We start from the raw sequence: 17,880 nt of genomic DNA on the forward strand, positions 1-17,880 counted from the left end.
AAGATAAGATAAAATAATTTATTATCATCAGCCATACGTAAATAATTAATCATTTGATTAAAAATAAAATCTTACTGTTCACTTTTTGGCGTAGACTATAATTGAAATTAATCTCGATAAATTACCTATACTATAACTCAACATGTTAATTACAAAACAATATTATTTAATTAAGGAATATATATGAGTCCTAAGAATGATTTTAAAGCGTTTTCTATTGGTAATAACGCTAATGTAGTAAGCCAGGCAATATATGAAGGAGAGCAAAGTTTAAAAACTGGGTTTCCACCAGATGATACGATTTCTCGTCATGTATTAAATAAAGCATTACGCCAATCGTCCACAATAGCCTCTGTTGTCGCTGATTTTATCGCGACAGCTGGCAGTGATGTTCTCGATGATGGTGATACCGTTAAGCTCAACGCTCAATTAAATAGCGCGTTAGAAAAAAATTTTATAAATAAAATTTCCGATTTCGCATTGGAAAAAGCACAAAACGGCGCAGATATTCCTGATAAAAATGCATTTGTGAAAAACTTAGGTTTAAATGAAGCAGCAAAACGAGAAGTAGGGGCTGGAATTAATCAGATTCCAGATATGTCGTATTTCACTGCAAACTTGACTAGCGCTGGTTGGCAAAAATTACCTTCAGGTTTAATTGAAACATGGGGATTTGTACTGGCTAACGGCTATGGCTCTCTTGAATCTGGGTATTTAAATAATTTTCCAATACCATTTCCTAACGCCTGTTTAAATATCACATTAACTCATGGTGGTTATAACCCTCAAGACGCCGGAATATGTTCAGTACACGTAGTAAATCGGAGCCAATTCCGATGTTATAGAAGTCCTACTAATCATGTTCCTCCTGTTGGAGTCTATTTTAGAGCAATAGGTTATTAATTAAAAAATTAAATTACTCAAAGAATGGAAAAAATACCGGGTGATGCTTAATCGGGTTGATACTTCGAAAGCACCTGAAATTGACTGGTCAATTCCACCCTTATCGTAATTAACAAAAAGACCGGGATTCAGGTAGAACCCGGTCTTAATCATTTTATTGATTCAGGTATTTTGTAGTTATTCAACACCAATAATCATTAAAATATTAAACCAATTCAGTCATACCACATAATTTCTCCAAGGAATAAATGAGACTTTATTAATGCAAATAGTTTAGATACATTTCAGATTACAAAAAATTAACATATTTATTACCAACAATTATATAAAAATAGTTAACCCTATAAGTTATAAGAGTATTCCATTATTCTTTTTTCTAACTAAACTATAGCTGGCGTGAATAGGGAAAAATTATTTTTATAAAAATTCACCACATTGATTATAAAATACACTGCTTAATTGGAGAAAAATATATGAGTCAAAAGAATGATTTTAAGGCTTTTTCTATTAGTGAAAATGCAAATATAATGACCCAAGAAACATATGAAAAAGAACAAAAATTACAAACTGGGTTTCCAACAGCAGATATTACCCCTGAACTATTAAATAAAGCATTACGTCAGTCGTCAACCATATCCACTGTCGTCGCTAATTTTATCGCAACACAATCTGGCGAAGATGTTCTGGATAATGGGGATATAGACAAACTCACCACCCAATTCAAGAAATCCTTAGAACAAAAAAACACAACAGAAACTCCCGATGCCTCATTAACAGAAAAAGGAGTTATTCAGCTCACAGACCAAATAGGCAACAGTAATACACTCGCTTCAACTCAGAAGCTTGTTTCTGATGTAAATGATAATGCTAATAATCGACTGGCAAAAGACCAAAACGGCGCAGACATTCCTGATAAAGCTGCATTTATAAAGAACCTTGGTTTATCCGATTCAACAAATATAACGATAGGGAATGGTGAAAATCAAGTGCCTAATATGTCGTTTTTCACCTCTAGCCTGAATCAGGTCGGATGGCAAAAATTACCTTCGGGCTTAATTGAAATGTGGGGAATAGCATCAGTTAAAGGCAATGCTTATGCCGAAGCTGGTGCTTTAAATAACTTTCCAATACCATTCCCGAATAAATGTCTCAACGTCACGTTAACTCACGTTGGTAACGCCCCTCAACATGCTGGCACATTTTCAATAATGACAGTCAATAATACCCAATTCCAATGTTTTAGCAGTATTCCAAATTTACAAGTTCCTGTAGCCGCATTTTATAGAGCAATAGGGTATTAATATGAACGATAAAAACTATGTATTTAGCGCATTAAATAAAGCATTTTATCCACTATTATTACAGCAGGATTATATTGCAGCAAGCTCATGGCCAAACGATCCCATATCTGTAACTGATGGCATATTCAATAAGTTCTCGGGAATACCTCCCGCCGGAAAAATACTTTCCTGTGGCGAAGAGGGTCTTCCTTGTTGGGAAGACACTCCACCACCAACAAAAGAGGAATTAATATCCATAGCGGAAAGCCAAAGAACGCAATTTATATCTCACGCGAATGAAAAAATAACCCCACTTTCCGATGCTATAGAACTTGATATAGCAACAGATGAAGAAATACTATTACTCAAAGAATGGAAAAAATACCGCGTCATGCTTAATCGGGTTGATACGTCAAAAGCACCGGAAATTGACTGGCCTATTTCACCATTATTGTAACTAATAAAAGACCGGGATCAGGATGGTGCCCGGTCTTTATCACTCTATTCATTCTGGTATTTTAGTTATGCAATATCAAGAACCATTGAAATATCAACCCAATCCAGTAATATCATATACTTTTCCCCGGAGAATAATGACTCATTATTATTCCTTCTGCTCACCCTGACAAGCTTTTATGATTTAAATATATTTTCACCATCCTATTTATCAATATCAGGTTATTTGATTGAAAAATTAAACCAATTATCATCAACTACACATAAATAGTTAATCGCCTAAGTTATAAAAGTATTTCATTATTATTTTTCCGAACTAGACTATGAATTTCTTAAAGTTATCTTTATAACAATTCAATATTATTAATTATAGAACACACTATTTAATTTGAGGAAAAAACATGAGCCAAAAAAATGATTTTAAGGCTTTTTCTATTAGTAACAATGCTAATGTTGTGAGCCAAGAAAAATATGAAGAGAACGAGAGTTTAAATACTGGATTTCCACCAGAAAGTATTACTACTCATGTATTAAATAAAGCATTACGTCAGTCATCAACAATATCCTCTGTTGTAGCTGATTTTATTGCGGCAGAATCTGGCAGTGATGTTTTGGATGATGGTAATATAACCAAACTCACTACCCAATTAAATAAAGCGTTAGAACAAAAAATTATAACTAAAATTTCCAACTCCGCATTAGAAAAAGCAAAAAACGGGGCAGATATTCCCAATAAAAATGAGTTTGTGAAAAATCTCGGTTTATTGGAATTATTATTGGCAGGTACTCCTTTGTTTACACAAGGGAATAATTTCATGACTTTTAAAATTCCATTTTTGAGTGGATTAAAGAGAAAATATATCTTATTCCAATCTGTATATGTAATAGCTCCAAATTTAGCTAACGAGGGAAAATTCACTATCACATACCCAATTGCATACTCTTATGAACCTCATGCTATACTTTCCAGCATGGGAGGATATATCAGTGGAGGTAACTATGGTGAAGGAGCTGATATATTAAAAATCAATAAAGAAAACCTAGTAATAGTATCACATTGGCAATCTCGCAGTGCAAGCTTTCCTCCTGTACGCATATTTGTAGTAGGGATATCAGATAACTAACTTTGTTAACTATCTAAAATTTTATAATTATTTTGATAAAGCCCCAGAAATTAGCTGGCCAATTGCACCATTATCGTAATTCACAAAAAGACCGGGATTCAGACTGAATCCCGGTCTTAATCATTTTCTTATTACTAATACTACAACAGCCATAAATATTTTGTTATTATTCGAGCTGTTCTTCCTCAAAAGAATGAAAAAAAAATATAAAGTGAAAAATAAGTTAATATATTAAAATGTCATTATTAATCAAAAAAAGCTGTATCAATTGTGATATGTGTGAACCCGAATGTCCCAATCAGGCGATATCAATGGGAGATGAAATTTATGAGATTGATGCCAACCGTTGCACCGAATGCATCGGTCATTATGATGCACCAACCTGTCAATCAGTCTGTCCGATAAATAATACCATTATCACCGATCCAAACCGACAAGAAACAGAAGAACAACTATGGGATAAATTTGTATTACTACATCATGCAGATAAAATCTGAAATCAGCGCTCAAGAATAACGGTCGCACAGGCATAGCGGCGCTCATCAGCCAATGTCACATGTAAAGAGGTCGCCCCCAATTGCTGAGCTAACGCTGCGGCCGCACCATAAAGTCGCAAAATCGGTTTTCCCAGTGCATCATTGACCACTTCAAACTGGTTAAATGCCAGCCCATTACGGATACCCGTTCCTAATGCCTTTGCTGCGGCTTCTTTTACCGCAAAGCGTTTAGCCAAAAAACGAACCGGTTTTTCATGTTGCTGATATTGTTCCCATTCGAATTCACTGAGAATGCGTTTTGCCAAGCGCTCACCTGAGCGCTCGACGACCCCTTCAATACGGGCAATTTCAACAATATCTGTACCTAACCCAATAATAGCCATTAACGGCGAGCTTTCCGCATTTGGGTTTTCATATCCGCCACAGCAGCAGTCAAGCCACTGAATACCGCACGTCCAATAATGGCATGACCAATATTCAACTCATAAATCTCTGGCAGAGCAACAATACGTTGTACATTATGATACGTCAGCCCATGACCCGCATTAACCGTTAGACCTTTACTCGCTGCATAAGTCGCGGCTGCTTTAATACGATGAAACTCTTTTTCCTGTTCTACTTCACTTTCTGCATCGGCATAAGCACCAGTATGAATTTCAATGAAAGGTGCGCCAACTTCACTAGCCGCATCAATTTGTCGATGTTCCGCATCAATAAATAACGAGACAAGAATACCCGCATCAGATAGACGCTTAACAGCCGCAGCAACTTTATCTTTCTGACCAATAACATCTAAGCCCCCTTCTGTTGTCACTTCCTGCCGTTTTTCAGGCACCAAACAGCAAAATTCAGGTTTAATACGACAGGCAATATCCACCATTTCATCTGTCACGGCCATCTCAAGGTTCATCCGAGTCTGGATAGTTTTTTTCAACAGTTCTACATCCCGATCGGTAATATGACGGCGATCTTCACGCAAATGAATGGTAATTCCATCGGCTCCCGCCTGTTCCGCAACAAAAGCCGCTTGAACCGGATCAGGATAATTGGTACCACGGGCATTGCGCACTGTCGCAATGTGATCGATATTAACGCCTAATAATACTTCAGCCATATTTATCTCCTGTAGTCATATTAGAATATGACAAGTTTACACTTTCCATCTTGAAGAGAAACAAATTCATTAGTTTTCTTTCTTTTCAGGCTTCCGATGTACAAACTGCCGAAATAATTCACGACTTTTCAAAGGCTTGCCACCGAGATAAGGTTTTAATGCAATACGCGTGAAACGCTTTGCTGCCTTTAATGTCGTAGAATCAGGGAATTCACGAGTTGCCAGTGATTTTAATTCGCGCCCGGTAAAACTGTAATGATCAACAACCAAGCTAGCGATAAATCCTTTTTCTTCTCTATAACGGTAGGTCATCGTGTCAGCGACAGGTTCACCACTGCCCGCACAATGCAGATAATCAACGCCATAACCAAGATTTGCCAGCAACGCCAGTTCAAACCGACGTAATGCATGTTCCGGTGTATATTCACTGGCAGCAAGAACCTGCAAACATTGGAGATAATCAAAGAATAAGGCGGGGTAAGCCGTTCCCTGTTCAAGCACTCTTGACAACAATTCATTGATATATAAACCGCTGTACAATACGTTGCCAGTAAGAGGAAGGGCCAGAGAGATAGGATCTGCATCACGCAGCGTTTTAATTGCCCCCCGCCCACTCCAACGAACCAGTAATGGGGTAAAGGGCTGCAAGCAGCCTTTCAAATTGGAACGACGGCTACGCGCACCTTTTGCCAACACGCTAATCCGCCCTTCATTTTCAGTAAACAGATCCAGTAACAGACTCGTTTCACTGTAAGGACGCCCATGAAGAACAAAAACACGTTGCCAACCGTCCACAGGAGGATGCCTTATTTCAAATCATCGACGTAACCCAAGCTACGTAACGCTCGCTCATCATCAGCCCAACCCGCTTTAACTTTAACCCACAGTTCTAAGTGGATTTTTGCATCAAACAGCCTTTCCATATCCTGACGAGCTTCAATACCAATAGTCTTGATTTTACTGCCTTTATTACCAATAACCATTTTCTTCTGGCCTTCACGCTCAACCAGAATCAAACCATGGATATGGTAACCACCGCGCTCATTCGCCACGAACTGCTCAATTTCAACCGTGACAGAATATGGCAATTCATCACCAAGAAAACGCATAAGCTTTTCTCGAATAATTTCAGAAGCCATAAACCGCTGAGAACGGTCAGTAATGTAATCTTCTGGAAAATGGTGAGTCGCTTTCGGTATATATCCGCGCACAATTTTGGCAATCGTATCAACATTCATGCCTTTTTCAGCGCTCATTGGAACAACATCAAGAAAACTCATCTGTTTACTGAGAAAACCAATATGTGGCAACAAGCTGGTTTTATCGGCCACGTTATCCACTTTATTGATAGCCAGCAAAACCGGACAATGCAGATTACGCAGTTTGTTCAGTACCATCTCGTCATCCGGGGTCCAATGAGTCCCTTCGACAACAAAAATAACCAACTCCACATCACCAATAGAACTGCTGGCTGCCCGGTTCATCAACCGGTTAATTGCCCGTTTTTCTTCAATATGCAATCCCGGTGTATCCACATAAATAGCCTGATAAGCACCTTCAGTATGGATACCCATAATACGGTGACGGGTCGTCTGCGGTTTACGAGAAGTGATAGATATTTTCTGACCTAAAAGCTGATTTAGCAGCGTGGATTTCCCCACATTAGGCCGTCCAACTATTGCCACGAATCCGCAATAGGTTTCTTGTTCGCTCATTCAAGCTCCAATTGTTTTAATGCTTGCTCAGCCGCTGCCTGTTCCGCTTTGCGACGGCTGGAGCCTGTTCCTTTAACCGGCTGTTCAATACCGCTCACTTGACAGTGAATAGTAAATTCTTGATCGTGAGCTTCACCACGAACCATAACAACCAGATATGACGGCAGAGGCAGATGATGCCCTTGCAAATATTCCTGTAAACGGGTTTTCGGATCTTTCTGTTTGTCGCCAGGGCTGATTTCATTCAGACGGGTTTCGTACCATCTCAGAATAATTCTTTCAATAGTCTGGATATCACTATCAAGGAAAATAGCACCAATCAGCGCTTCAACCGTATCAGCCAGTATTGATTCACGGCGGTAACCGCCGCTTTTCAGTTCCCCCGGCCCCAAACGAAGGCATTCACCTAATTCAAATTCCCTTGCCAACTCAGCCAGCGTATTACCACGCACCAATGTAGCACGCATGCGGCTCATATCCCCCTCATCAATACGAGGAAAGCGATGATACAACGCATTGGCAATAACAAAACTCAGGATTGAGTCACCAAGAAATTCCAGCCGTTCGTTATGTTTACTGCTGGCACTACGATGAGTTAACGCTTGTATCAGCAAATCATGCTGATCAAAAGTGTACCCCAGCTTACGCTGCAATCTGTTAATTACGATGGGATTCATGTGCTACCAATATCGGTCAGAATTCGTCAAATAAAAACGCACACGCAACAGACCTGTAACAGGAACCCCTGACAAAACTGTTGCGTTTGCACTGGCTCCTTATAGGAGCCAGTTATTAAGTTTGAAAGGACATTCTACACCGCGAGTAAAATTAATGCTTCGCTAATATAAAAATATTAATTAATTCCACCAATACGGCTGAAGCGAACTCCGGTAGGCCATTCCCCTTCCTGTTTTTCAAAACTCATCCAGATGGCGGAAGCGCGACCGACCAAATTCTTTTCAGGGACAAAGCCCCATGCACGGCTATCAGCGCTATTATCACGGTTATCACCCATCATAAAATAGTGGCCTTCGGGCACAATCCACATTCCCTCTGGCAAGCCAGGTTGACGGAAATTAGGTACCGATAGTACACCGGGAATCTCCAAAATATGGTGAGTTACCGCGCCCAAATTCTCAATTCGTTCACCCTGCCGCATACTGTAAGGCGGCAACGTTTCTTCAACAGGGATTTGGAAAACACCTACCTTTCTCAAACTTTCACCCTTGGAATCGACACCATACTGCTGCATTGTCCATTCACTTGGGAATAGTGAACCGTAAGAAACCGGTAATTCTTCCTGACAATTCCCTGTTTTGCTGCAATTAGAAAAAATACGCAATTCTTTCTTTGCCGGATCATAAATAATTTTATCTCCCGGTAAACCAACCACCCGTTTAATGTAATCAAAACTGGGGTCCAACGGGTATTTAAATACAGCAACATCACCACGCTTTGGTTCGCCAGTCTTAATCAATGTCGTTTGAGTGATGGGATCTTTCAATCCGTATGAATATTTCTCTACCAGAATGAAATCACCAATCAATAAAGTTGGCATCATGGAACCCGATGGGATCTGAAAAGGCTCATAAACAAAAGAGCGCAGGATCAGAACCACGGCTAACACAGGAAAAATAGATGAACAGGTATCCACCCATGTTGGCTTGTTAATAGTCTCAGCCAGATGCTCCTGATCCATTGTACCTTCAGTCAGCTCCTGCAATCTGGCAAGTTTTTTCTTGCGCTCTGGTGCCCATTTGAAACGATCGATACACCAAATAATGCCGGTGACTAACGTTGCCAACGTTAGGATCAGGGCAAAAGTGTTAGCCATTTAGACTCCTTACAAGCTTATTAATTGTCTTTACCAACATGAAGAATGGCTAAGAAAGCTTCCTGCGGTAACTCAACGTTACCCACTTGTTTCATACGTTTCTTACCCTCTTTCTGTTTCTGCAATAGCTTTTTCTTACGGCTGACGTCACCACCATAACACTTCGCCAAGACGTTTTTACGCAATTGCTTCACTGTTGAGCGCGCAATAATATGATTACCAATCGCAGCCTGAATTGCGATATCGAACTGTTGACGAGGAATAAGTTCTTTCATCTTCTCCACCAGCTCCCGGCCACGGTACTGTGCATTGCCACGGTGAGTAATCAACGCCAATGCATCAACTCGTTCAGTATTAATCAATACATCCACACGAACCATATCAGATGACTGGAAACGAGTGAAATTATAATCCAGTGAAGCATAACCGCGAGAGGTAGATTTCAATCGATCGAAGAAGTCCAAAACCACTTCCGCCATCGGTATTTCGTAAGTCAGTGCAACCTGTTTACCGTGGTAAACCATGTTAGTTTGCACCCCGCGCTTCTCAACACATAAGGTAATGACGTTCCCCAAATACTCCTGAGGTAATAGCATATGGCACTCAGCAATTGGTTCACGTAACTCTTCAATATTATTCAGCGGTGGTAGTTTAGAAGGGCTATCCACATAGAGAATATCGCGGCTAGTTGTCTCCACTTCATACACAACCGTTGGGGCCGTTGTAATAAGGTCGAGATCATATTCACGTTCCAGACGCTCTTGAATAATCTCCATATGCAACAGGCCAAGGAAACCGCAACGGAAACCAAAACCCAACGCAGAAGAACTTTCTGGCTCATAAAATAGTGAAGCGTCATTCAGACTCAATTTACCTAATGCGTCACGGAACGCTTCATAGTCATCAGAACTGATAGGGAACAGCCCTGCATAAACCTGTGGCTTCACTTTTTTAAAGCCTGGAAGTGGTTTTTCCGCAGGTTGACGGGACAATGTCAAGGTATCCCCAACGGGTGCACCAAGAATGTCTTTAATTGCACAAACTAACCAGCCCACTTCGCCACAACCCAATACATCACGATCAACACGCTTAGGAGTGAAAATGCCAAGACGATCGGCGTTATATACCTGACCGGTACTCATCACCTTGATTTTATCACCCTTACGCAAGGTGCCGTTTTTAATCCGCACTAGGGAGACAACACCAAGGTAATTATCAAACCATGAGTCAATGATAAGAGCCTGTAATGGCGCATCAGGATCGCCTTCCGGAGCTGGAATCTCTTTAACCAAGCGCTCAATGACGTCTTGTACGCCGACGCCCGTTTTGGCCGAACAGCGCACTGCATCGGTAGCATCAATACCGACAATATCTTCGATCTCTTCCGCTACGCGCTCAGGCTCTGCCGCCGGCAAATCGATTTTATTTAGAACAGGAACAACTTCTAGATTCATATCCAACGCGGTATAACAGTTAGCCAGCGTCTGGGCTTCCACTCCCTGTCCAGCATCAACCACCAGCAATGCCCCTTCACAGGCAGCTAGTGAACGGGAAACTTCATATGAGAAATCAACGTGCCCCGGCGTATCGATAAAGTTTAATTGATAGAGTTGCCCATCATTCGCCTTGTAATCCAAGGTAACACTTTGGGCCTTAATGGTGATACCACGCTCACGCTCAAGATCCATAGAATCCAGTACTTGCTCTGCCATCTCACGATCTGTTAAGCCACCACAAATTTGAATAATACGGTCAGATAACGTCGACTTACCGTGGTCAATGTGAGCAATAATGGAGAAATTTCGTATTTGCTTCATTATAAGTATTTTTCTGCCTTGATATTTCTGAATCATTCGCCTATATGGACACACAGAGGGACATAAAGCGACGGTTTATTAGGTCGGCCACCGGCCTGAAAGGCTGTATTCTACATGCCAAATCTACGAAAACCTAGTCATGCATGCAGCTTTAAGGTATGAATCATTCAACGTTTTGGATAACTAAAATATACCCGTTATCTTTCAAGTTGCCTCTTTGTTGGCTGCACTCATTCACCCCGGCCACATCGTTCGCTATGTTCCCGGGGATTCGCTCCCTTGCCGTCGCGGCGCATCTTGAAATCCATAGGGTATAGATTTATTCCCGATGCTGAATGTGAATGGCATCAGGAGGCAAGCCGATTTGCAAAACGACAGGTTGATATTCCTGCCGATTATCCCAATAAGTGGCGATTCTACGGGCAAAGGAGAATCCTAACGCGCCTCCTAAAACACCGCCACAAAACACCCATAATTGATTGGTCACCCATAACTGAAAAAGCGCACCACCAAGGAATAGCCCAATAAGTGGAGTCAGATAAACCAACAACGCCGAACGCAGCAAGCTCCCTTCAGAGATCCCAACTTCCACTTTTTGCCCGGGTTGCAGCGGTTGTAAAATCTCAAGTTCAAGCTGATGTATGCCATCAGACCCTAATTTATTGAGTAAATAAGAACCACACGTTGCTCGCGCCTGACAACTGCCACAACCAGAAGAGGAACCATAACGTAATAATGCCCGCCCCTGTTGCCAGTGAATTACTGTTGCCCACTCTTTAACCATCAGTCAGCTCCTATAAATGCGACACCAGCGGCGATACGCTTGGCAGTTGCCAGTGGTAATTCACCAATAATTGTCACCTCATTTGCACCACGTATTGCACTATAAATCGTTCGAGGCCCACGACGGAGAGGATATTCCAACTTACCAGTTTTATCCGCATTAGTTACATTCACAGAAAAGCTAAATAAACCATCACTGAACATAATAGATTCAAGTGTGCCACTATTATTTGACAATTTACGACGGTTACGCGAAACCTCAACGAAACCAGCCGGCAACTTACCCACTTTCCAATTAAATACGACCTTCTCTAATGGTGGAATGACCAGCATTGGCGGCATATTTAAGCGAGTAATCACACTCATTGCATTATTGATATCCCCATCGATGGTAGAAGAAACAACCCTAAATTGTTCAAGCGCCTCACTATCACGATCAAGTAAGTCAATACGTAATGGTAAATGAGTTTCTTCGTCGATCAGTAAAATATAATTATAACGCACTTCATCTTTGGAGGTGATGCGTACAACCCTACAAGGCCTATCACCGATATGGGTACGACCAACGTCAATGAAATTGTAATATTTTTTCAACTGATTGAAGTCAGCAAAAATGACGGTCGGTAAATAATCAATAATATGATTACCACTAAGACTGAAAGCATCCAATCCAGGTTCAAAATAACTGATCTCATTACCACGCTGGACAACTTCCCTACGAGAACCATCCATCTGCATAATCTGAGCTATTGGAATACCATTTATAATAGCGTGGCGATAACGAACTGAGACAATAGCCTGCTGGTTGAGATTAATAAAAGCAAGCTCGTAAGTTAGAGACCGAGTGGCATTACCCATCTCCCGCAACAAAACCTCAGCACTGTTGAGCTGTGCCGAGGCTTGTAAAGGAGCAAGCAGGCCGCCCGCCAGCAAACAAACGGAGAACCAAATCTGTTTCATTACTGCTATTGTGTTCCTAAAGATTGCGTTCCTAAAGATTGCGTTCCGGGAACCGGAATAGCAACCTGTGGTGAAATTCCCCGTTCATCATTTTGCCTAAAATGCACACGGCGATCGAGTTCATATTGTTGCAGCATGATGTTAATACGTTTATTACGCTCCTGCATTTGAATGCGCGGATCATTGCCAAATATATCATCACCAGAAGGCACTCCCAAACTCACCGGAGAAGCCGATCCCATCATTGGCAAAGTGTTAAATGCAGGCGTATCAGATTGATATTCAAGATCCTCAGCACTATGGCTGTTGTACTGCTGTACACCAACCAATACTGCCAGCGAAACACAGGCTGCAACACTCACTTGAACCATTTGACTCACCCAAGGACGAAGCTTTTGCCAGAACGGCATTTTTTGCCAGCTCTCTGGTTGAGGCTGAGATTCAGGTATAGCCCCAGGGGTGAAATGAACCGGCTCTTTTTCAAGTGCCAATGCAACCCGACTAGCAATATCCAGATGCAATACTTCCGTCACATCACCGCGCAATGTATCACGGATCAAGTGGTAATTTTCCCAGCGTTTCTGCATTACAGAATCTTTAGACAAAATACTAACGACTTCACTATCAAGAGTTTCGCCATCCATCAATGCGGAAAGTTTTTCTCTTTGCATGCCAAAGTACCTTTCAGTATTGTTCCACTATTTTTAATTTTAAATCAGTGGTTGAATTTTATCATCAATGGCTTCCCTTGCACGGAAGATGCGGGAACGAACCGTACCAACCGGACAATCCATAATGGTAGCTATTTCTTCATAGCTTAACCCATCTAATTCCCTCAGCGTTATTGCTATTCGCAAATCCTCGGGAAGAGATTCAATAGCTCGGAAAACCACCTGCCTTAATTCTTCTGACAACATTAAATTCTCAGGGTTCGAAATTTCTTTTAGTGCATTTGAAGTTTCATAATTTTCTGCGTCACTAGCATCCAAATCACTGGACGGCGGACGGCGCCCTTGAGAAACCAAATAATTCTTCGCAGTGTTTACTGCAATACGATACAACCAAGTATAAAAAGCACTATCGCCACGAAACGAAGCCAATGCACGATAGGCTTTAATAAATGCCTCCTGAGCAACGTCAGGAACATCACCCTGCGGAATATAGCGGGATAAAAGACTCGCCACTTTATGCTGATATCTGATTACCAGTAGGTTAAATGCCTTTTGATCACCTTTCTGCACTCGTTCAACCAGCATTTGATCCGTTAACTGCTCGCTCATTCGAGGTTAAATCTCCCGAAGCAAAGCTCCACATTGATATTTACTGAACCAACCATACTGTCCTATTCCTGAGCAAGCATGGCTTTGAGTAATAAAATTCTGCGAAGTTCAATTTTTGTCATCATTTTGTTGCAATCATAGCTTTGATCATATCTGATAGGCTAACATGATTTTTACCCATCTTCATTCATACATCATCAATTATGCAATCATTATTCTCTCAACATTACAGCGATGTACTTATTATTGGCAGCGGTGTCGCCGGCCTATCTCTAGCTTTACGGCTAGCCTCACAACATAAAGTCACTGTGCTAAGCAAGAGTATTCTTAGTGAAGGTGCATCCTATTACGCACAGGGTGGTATCGCCGCTGTATTTGATAAAACGGACAGTATCGCATCTCATGTTGAAGATACCCTTATCGCCGGAGCGGGGCTTTGCGATAAAAGTGCTGTTGAGTTTATCACCAGTAATGCCCGTCATTGCGTACAATGGTTGGTTGATCAAGGTGTTATGTTTGATACAGAAACCAGCGAAGATGGAGAAAAACAATATCATCTGACCCGTGAAGGTGGTCACAGCCATCGTCGCATTCTGCATCATGCAGATACAACCGGCAAAGAAGTAGAAATGACACTGGTTGATAAAGCGATGTCTCATCCGAATATCACGGTGAGAGAGCGCTGCAACGCGGTTGATTTAATTACTTCAAATAAAGCCCAGCTAGATGGTGATAATCGAGTCGTCGGCGCTTATATTTGGAACCGTCAGCAAGAACAGGTGGAAACTTATCGCGCTAAGGTTGTTGTACTGGCAACAGGCGGTGCAGCTAAAGTCTATCAATATACGACAAATCCCGATATCTCATCCGGTGATGGCATTGCAACGGCATGGCGCGCAGGCTGCCGTATCGCCAATCTGGAATTTAACCAGTTTCACCCGACCTGCCTGTTCCATCCACAGGCACGTAATTTCCTGCTGACAGAAGCTCTGCGAGGTGAAGGCGCATATCTGAAACGACCAGACGGCAGCCGCTTTATGCCCGATTTTGATGAACGCGCTGAACTAGCTCCTCGCGATATCGTAGCACGAGCAATTGACCATGAAATGAAACGCCTTGGTGCTGATTGCATGTTTCTGGATATCAGCCATAAACCAGCGGATTTCATTATCCAGCATTTTCCAATGATTTATAAAAAATTGCTGACACTGGGCTTTGATCTAACAAAAGAGCCGATTCCAATCGTTCCTGCCGCGCATTACACCTGCGGTGGTATTGTTGTCGATCATCAGGGACATACTGACCTCAACAACTTATATGCTATCGGTGAAGTCAGCTATACGGGTCTGCACGGTGCAAACCGTATGGCATCTAATTCTCTGCTGGAGTGTCTGGTGTATGGCTGGTCTGCGGCAGAGGATATCCAACAACAGATCGAAAAAATAGAAGAAGTGCCGCAACTCCCTTTCTGGGATGAGAGCCGTGTTGACAATTCAGATGAACAGGTCGTCATTCAGCACAACTGGCACGAATTACGTCTATTTATGTGGGATTACGTCGGCATTGTGCGTACAACCAAACGCCTGGAACGAGCACTGCGCCGTATTAATATGCTGCAACAGGAGATTCACGATTATTATTCCAATTTCAAGATTTCTAACAATCTGCTGGAATTACGAAATCTGGTGCAAGTCGCTGAATTAATCGTGCGTTGTGCGCTGGAAAGAAAAGAGAGCCGAGGTCTGCATTTCACACTGGATTACCCCGATTTACTGCCAGAATCAAAACCAACGATTTTGACGCCCTGATTTTTACTGGCAAAACTTCTGCATGACCACGCTCCGGCGTGGTTCTTTCCACAATTCATAAAATAATTCAATAATAGAGATAAAAATCCGTCACCAATTGCTGAAATGCTTGCGTGTATGCACCGTCTGGCTGACGAATAGTCAATTCGCTGATTAAACTGATTTTTTCCTGACGGGAAAATGCCAATAACATCCGATGCAACGGCTTGCCTTGCCTGTCGCGGATATTGACCCGATGATGAGAAAACCAACCCAAACGACATGCCATTGTTTCAAATTCCTCACCAATGGCATATGGCAATACCACACAAAACAGACCATCCGCTGTAATCAACGTCTCTGCATATTGTAATAATCGCTGGTGAGTCAGCGACCCCGTATAACGAGCCTGTTCCCTTGCCTCATTTCGACAAGCAACAGCCGGTTCAAAATAGGGGGGGTTACTGACAATTAAGTCATAACATTGCGAATACTGTTCAGCGAAATCACCAATATCCTGCTGATAAACATTTATTTTTTTCTGCCACGGAGATTGTTCTGCATTATCTTGCGCCTGCAATGCAGCCTCTGTATCCAATTCCACTGCATCAATTTTAGTATTTTCATCCGTACGCTGTGCTAGCATCAACGCAATGAGCCCACTGCCACAGCCAATATCTAAAATCGCTTTTTTGTCACTAACTGGAGCCCATGCTCCCAATAAAACGCCATCAGTTCCGACTTTCATTGCACACCGCTCATGACCAACAAAAAATTGCTTGAAAGTAAATCCATCCCGGCGTAAAAGTCGTTTCTGTTTCAAATTAATAACCTATACCCGTCATCTTTCAAGTTGCCTCTTTGTTGGCGGCACTCGCTCACCCCGGTCACATAGTTACCTATGCTCCCGGGGATTCTCTCCCTTGCCGTCGCGATGCATCTTGAAATCCATAGGGTATATATCTATTTAGCACAATAAATTTCGCCATAGGATAAAGGTTATTATGTTTCGGTAAAAGCTATCTACCTTAATTGACCGCTTTAATAGATGAACAATACGCCCAACCCGTTTATAATCGGCGGCCTAAACAGAGGTATATGATGACTGCAACAAACTTTTCTGAACTTGAGCTTGATGAACACCTGCTTGACGCCCTGAATGATAAAGGTTATTCCCGCCCAACAGCCATTCAGGCTGCGGCTATTCCGGCAGCAATGGACGGGCGTAATGTACTAGGATCAGCGCCTACCGGTACCGGCAAAACCGCCGCTTACCTGCTGCCAGCTATGCAACATTTATTAGATTTTCCACGCAAGAAATCTGGACCACCACGCATTCTGATCCTGACGCCCACCCGTGAGCTAGCCATGCAAGTGGCAGATCAGGCAAAAGAATTCGCTGCACATACCAATTTGGATATCGCTACCATTACTGGCGGCGTAGCCTATATGAATCACGCAGAAATTTTCAGCGAAAATCAAGATATTGTCGTCGCCACTACAGGCCGTCTGCTGCAATATATCAAGGAAGAAAACTTTGATTGTCGGGCAGTTGAAACACTAATCCTTGATGAAGCCGATCGTATGCTGGATATGGGTTTTGCCAACGATATTGAAACCATAGCGGGTGAAACCCGTTGGCGCAAACAGACCATGCTATTCTCTGCTACTCTGGAAGGGGAAGCCATCCGTGATTTTGCTGAACGTTTACTGGAAGATCCAGTTGAGATTGATGCTGAACCATCACGCCGTGAACGCAAAAAAATCCAGCAATTTTACTACCGTGCAGATAATTTAGCACACAAAACAACCTTACTTTGCCATTTACTAAAACAACCCGATGTCACTAAATCCATTATTTTTGTTCGCAAACGTGAACGTGTACATGAACTTGTGGATGAATTGCATCAAGCCGGCATTAAAGCCCGATTCCTTGAAGGGGAAATGGTACAGGCTAAAAGGACGGAAGCGGTTAAGCGCCTGAATGATGGCAGTATCACTGTTCTGGTTGCAACAGATATTGCTGCCCGTGGATTGGATATTGATGATATCAGCCATGTTTTCAATTTTGATTTACCGCGCACCGCCGATATTTATCTACACCGTATTGGCCGGACAGCTCGTGCAGGTCGCAAAGGTACTGCAATTACCTTAGTGGAAGCGCATGATCATCCTTTATTAGGCAAAATCAGTCGCTATCTGGATGAACCACTCACGTCGCGGATTGTTGATGAACTTCGCCCAACAACCAAAGCACCAAGTGACAAAGCCCACAATAAGCCATCGAAAAAAGTATTGGCTAAACGCAAAGAGAAAAAGAAAGCGGAAGA

19 protein-coding genes and 1 pseudogene are annotated in these 17,880 nt (G+C 42.1%); 8 read left to right on the plus strand and 12 right to left on the minus strand.

All coding sequences use genetic code 11. The features are described 5' to 3' along the window. The first annotated feature begins 183 nt into the window (after nucleotides 1-183). The 6 genes and pseudogenes from AAC155_RS19260 to AAC155_RS19285 all read left to right on the plus strand — a co-directional run bounded on the left by AAC155_RS19260 (nucleotide 184) and on the right by AAC155_RS19285 (nucleotide 4,260). Nucleotides 184-903 carry a gp53-like domain-containing protein gene (locus AAC155_RS19260; protein WP_113043762.1) on the plus strand — a complete coding sequence of 240 codons (720 nt, stop codon included), beginning with the start codon at nucleotides 184-186 and terminating at the stop codon, nucleotides 901-903. 13 nt (nucleotides 904-916) lie between these two features. Further along, nucleotides 917-1,012: pseudogene (locus AAC155_RS19265) on the plus strand (tail fiber assembly protein); the annotation flags it as partial. A 364-nt stretch (nucleotides 1,013-1,376) separates the two neighbouring features. Beyond that, entirely contained in the window at nucleotides 1,377-2,204 is an 828-nt protein-coding gene (locus AAC155_RS19270; protein ID WP_113043763.1) for a phage tail protein, read from the plus strand. Between the two features lies 1 nt (nucleotide 2,205). Beyond that, nucleotides 2,206-2,640, plus strand: coding sequence for a tail fiber assembly protein (locus AAC155_RS19275; protein ID WP_113043764.1), 435 nt, complete (start codon nucleotides 2,206-2,208; stop codon nucleotides 2,638-2,640). Between the two features lie 400 nt (nucleotides 2,641-3,040). Then, complete coding sequence (locus AAC155_RS19280; RefSeq protein ID WP_228903157.1) at nucleotides 3,041-3,763, plus strand: hypothetical protein; 723 nt, start codon at nucleotides 3,041-3,043, stop codon at nucleotides 3,761-3,763. A gap of 236 nt (nucleotides 3,764-3,999) precedes the next feature. Further along, nucleotides 4,000-4,260 (plus strand): YfhL family 4Fe-4S dicluster ferredoxin, encoded by a 261-nt coding sequence (locus tag AAC155_RS19285; protein WP_112894492.1) that lies wholly within the window; start codon nucleotides 4,000-4,002, stop codon nucleotides 4,258-4,260. A gap of 2 nt (nucleotides 4,261-4,262) precedes the next feature. Here AAC155_RS19285 and acpS read toward each other — a convergent pair whose 3' ends face one another. From acpS to rpoE, 11 genes are all read right to left on the minus strand, one after another. Next, on the minus strand, nucleotides 4,263-4,643 hold the full coding sequence (gene acpS, locus AAC155_RS19290; RefSeq protein ID WP_112894491.1) for a holo-ACP synthase: 381 nt from the start codon (nucleotides 4,641-4,643) through the stop codon (nucleotides 4,263-4,265). Further along, on the minus strand, nucleotides 4,643-5,374 hold the full coding sequence (gene pdxJ / locus AAC155_RS19295; protein ID WP_113043765.1) for a pyridoxine 5'-phosphate synthase: 732 nt from the start codon (nucleotides 5,372-5,374) through the stop codon (nucleotides 4,643-4,645). The genes acpS and pdxJ overlap by 1 nt, the downstream gene beginning before the upstream one ends. A gap of 69 nt (nucleotides 5,375-5,443) precedes the next feature. Next, complete coding sequence (gene recO, locus AAC155_RS19300) at nucleotides 5,444-6,169, minus strand: DNA repair protein RecO (protein ID WP_113043766.1); 726 nt, start codon at nucleotides 6,167-6,169, stop codon at nucleotides 5,444-5,446. An 11-nt stretch (nucleotides 6,170-6,180) separates the two neighbouring features. After that, nucleotides 6,181-7,089, minus strand: a complete 909-nt coding sequence (gene era / locus AAC155_RS19305; RefSeq protein ID WP_113043767.1) for a GTPase Era — start codon at nucleotides 7,087-7,089, stop codon at nucleotides 6,181-6,183. After that, a complete protein-coding gene (gene rnc / locus AAC155_RS19310) occupies nucleotides 7,086-7,766 on the minus strand; it encodes a ribonuclease III (RefSeq protein WP_113043768.1) in 681 nt (226 codons plus the stop codon). Before rnc ends, era begins: the two co-directional genes overlap by 4 nt. Before the next feature lie 176 nt (nucleotides 7,767-7,942). Beyond that, on the minus strand, nucleotides 7,943-8,923 hold the full coding sequence (gene lepB / locus AAC155_RS19315; RefSeq protein ID WP_113043769.1) for a signal peptidase I: 981 nt from the start codon (nucleotides 8,921-8,923) through the stop codon (nucleotides 7,943-7,945). A 20-nt stretch (nucleotides 8,924-8,943) separates the two neighbouring features. After that, nucleotides 8,944-10,740, minus strand: coding sequence for a translation elongation factor 4 (gene lepA / locus AAC155_RS19320; RefSeq protein ID WP_113043778.1), 1,797 nt, complete (start codon nucleotides 10,738-10,740; stop codon nucleotides 8,944-8,946). 319 nt (nucleotides 10,741-11,059) lie between these two features. After that, entirely contained in the window at nucleotides 11,060-11,524 is a 465-nt protein-coding gene (rseC, locus tag AAC155_RS19325) for a SoxR-reducing system protein RseC (protein ID WP_113043770.1), read from the minus strand. After that, complete coding sequence (gene rseB / locus AAC155_RS19330; RefSeq protein ID WP_113043771.1) at nucleotides 11,524-12,483, minus strand: sigma-E factor regulatory protein RseB; 960 nt, start codon at nucleotides 12,481-12,483, stop codon at nucleotides 11,524-11,526. Before rseB ends, rseC begins: the two co-directional genes overlap by 1 nt. A 5-nt stretch (nucleotides 12,484-12,488) precedes the next feature. Continuing rightward, a complete protein-coding gene (rseA, locus tag AAC155_RS19335) occupies nucleotides 12,489-13,154 on the minus strand; it encodes an anti-sigma-E factor RseA (RefSeq protein WP_113043772.1) in 666 nt (221 codons plus the stop codon). 39 nt (nucleotides 13,155-13,193) lie between these two features. Beyond that, complete coding sequence (gene rpoE / locus AAC155_RS19340; protein ID WP_112876375.1) at nucleotides 13,194-13,763, minus strand: RNA polymerase sigma factor RpoE; 570 nt, start codon at nucleotides 13,761-13,763, stop codon at nucleotides 13,194-13,196. A 203-nt stretch (nucleotides 13,764-13,966) separates the two neighbouring features. Between rpoE and nadB the strand changes: the two genes are divergently transcribed. Beyond that, the gene (gene nadB / locus AAC155_RS19345) at nucleotides 13,967-15,571 is read left to right on the plus strand and encodes an L-aspartate oxidase (protein ID WP_113043773.1); all 1,605 of its coding nucleotides are present in this window, start codon (nucleotides 13,967-13,969) and stop codon (nucleotides 15,569-15,571) included. A 67-nt stretch (nucleotides 15,572-15,638) separates the two neighbouring features. Here the strand turns inward: nadB and trmN are convergent, their stop codons facing one another. Beyond that, nucleotides 15,639-16,373, minus strand: coding sequence for a tRNA(1)(Val) (adenine(37)-N(6))-methyltransferase TrmN (gene trmN, locus AAC155_RS19350; protein WP_112894485.1), 735 nt, complete (start codon nucleotides 16,371-16,373; stop codon nucleotides 15,639-15,641). Between the two features lie 278 nt (nucleotides 16,374-16,651). Between trmN and srmB the strand changes: the two genes are divergently transcribed. Next, nucleotides 16,652-17,880: ATP-dependent RNA helicase SrmB (srmB, locus tag AAC155_RS19355; RefSeq protein ID WP_113043774.1), on the plus strand; the 1,229-nt coding region annotated here is incomplete at its 3' end.

The organism is Photorhabdus sp. HUG-39, assembly GCF_963878365.1.
Classification (GTDB): Bacteria; Pseudomonadota; Gammaproteobacteria; order Enterobacterales; family Enterobacteriaceae; genus Photorhabdus; species Photorhabdus kayaii.

Excerpts from the sequence above, each read along its gene's own strand:
- AAC155_RS19260 (WP_113043762.1), top strand. The coding sequence starts at position 184 with ATGAGTCCTAAGAATGATTTTAAAGCGTTTTCTATTGGTAATAACGCT.
- AAC155_RS19270 (WP_113043763.1), top strand. The coding sequence starts at position 1,377 with ATGAGTCAAAAGAATGATTTTAAGGCTTTTTCTATTAGTGAAAATGCA.
- AAC155_RS19275 (WP_113043764.1), top strand. The coding sequence starts at position 2,206 with ATGAACGATAAAAACTATGTATTTAGCGCATTAAATAAAGCATTTTAT.
- AAC155_RS19280 (WP_228903157.1), top strand. The coding sequence starts at position 3,041 with ATGAGCCAAAAAAATGATTTTAAGGCTTTTTCTATTAGTAACAATGCT.
- AAC155_RS19285 (WP_112894492.1), top strand. The coding sequence starts at position 4,000 with ATGTCATTATTAATCAAAAAAAGCTGTATCAATTGTGATATGTGTGAA.
- acpS (WP_112894491.1), bottom strand. The coding sequence starts at position 4,643 with ATGGCTATTATTGGGTTAGGTACAGATATTGTTGAAATTGCCCGTATT.
- pdxJ (WP_113043765.1), bottom strand. The coding sequence starts at position 5,374 with ATGGCTGAAGTATTATTAGGCGTTAATATCGATCACATTGCGACAGTG.
- era (WP_113043767.1), bottom strand. The coding sequence starts at position 7,089 with ATGAGCGAACAAGAAACCTATTGCGGATTCGTGGCAATAGTTGGACGG.
- rnc (WP_113043768.1), bottom strand. The coding sequence starts at position 7,766 with ATGAATCCCATCGTAATTAACAGATTGCAGCGTAAGCTGGGGTACACT.
- lepB (WP_113043769.1), bottom strand. The coding sequence starts at position 8,923 with ATGGCTAACACTTTTGCCCTGATCCTAACGTTGGCAACGTTAGTCACC.
- lepA (WP_113043778.1), bottom strand. The coding sequence starts at position 10,740 with ATGAAGCAAATACGAAATTTCTCCATTATTGCTCACATTGACCACGGT.
- rseC (WP_113043770.1), bottom strand. The coding sequence starts at position 11,524 with ATGGTTAAAGAGTGGGCAACAGTAATTCACTGGCAACAGGGGCGGGCA.
- rseB (WP_113043771.1), bottom strand. The coding sequence starts at position 12,483 with ATGAAACAGATTTGGTTCTCCGTTTGTTTGCTGGCGGGCGGCCTGCTT.
- rseA (WP_113043772.1), bottom strand. The coding sequence starts at position 13,154 with ATGCAAAGAGAAAAACTTTCCGCATTGATGGATGGCGAAACTCTTGAT.
- rpoE (WP_112876375.1), bottom strand. The coding sequence starts at position 13,763 with ATGAGCGAGCAGTTAACGGATCAAATGCTGGTTGAACGAGTGCAGAAA.
- nadB (WP_113043773.1), top strand. The coding sequence starts at position 13,967 with ATGCAATCATTATTCTCTCAACATTACAGCGATGTACTTATTATTGGC.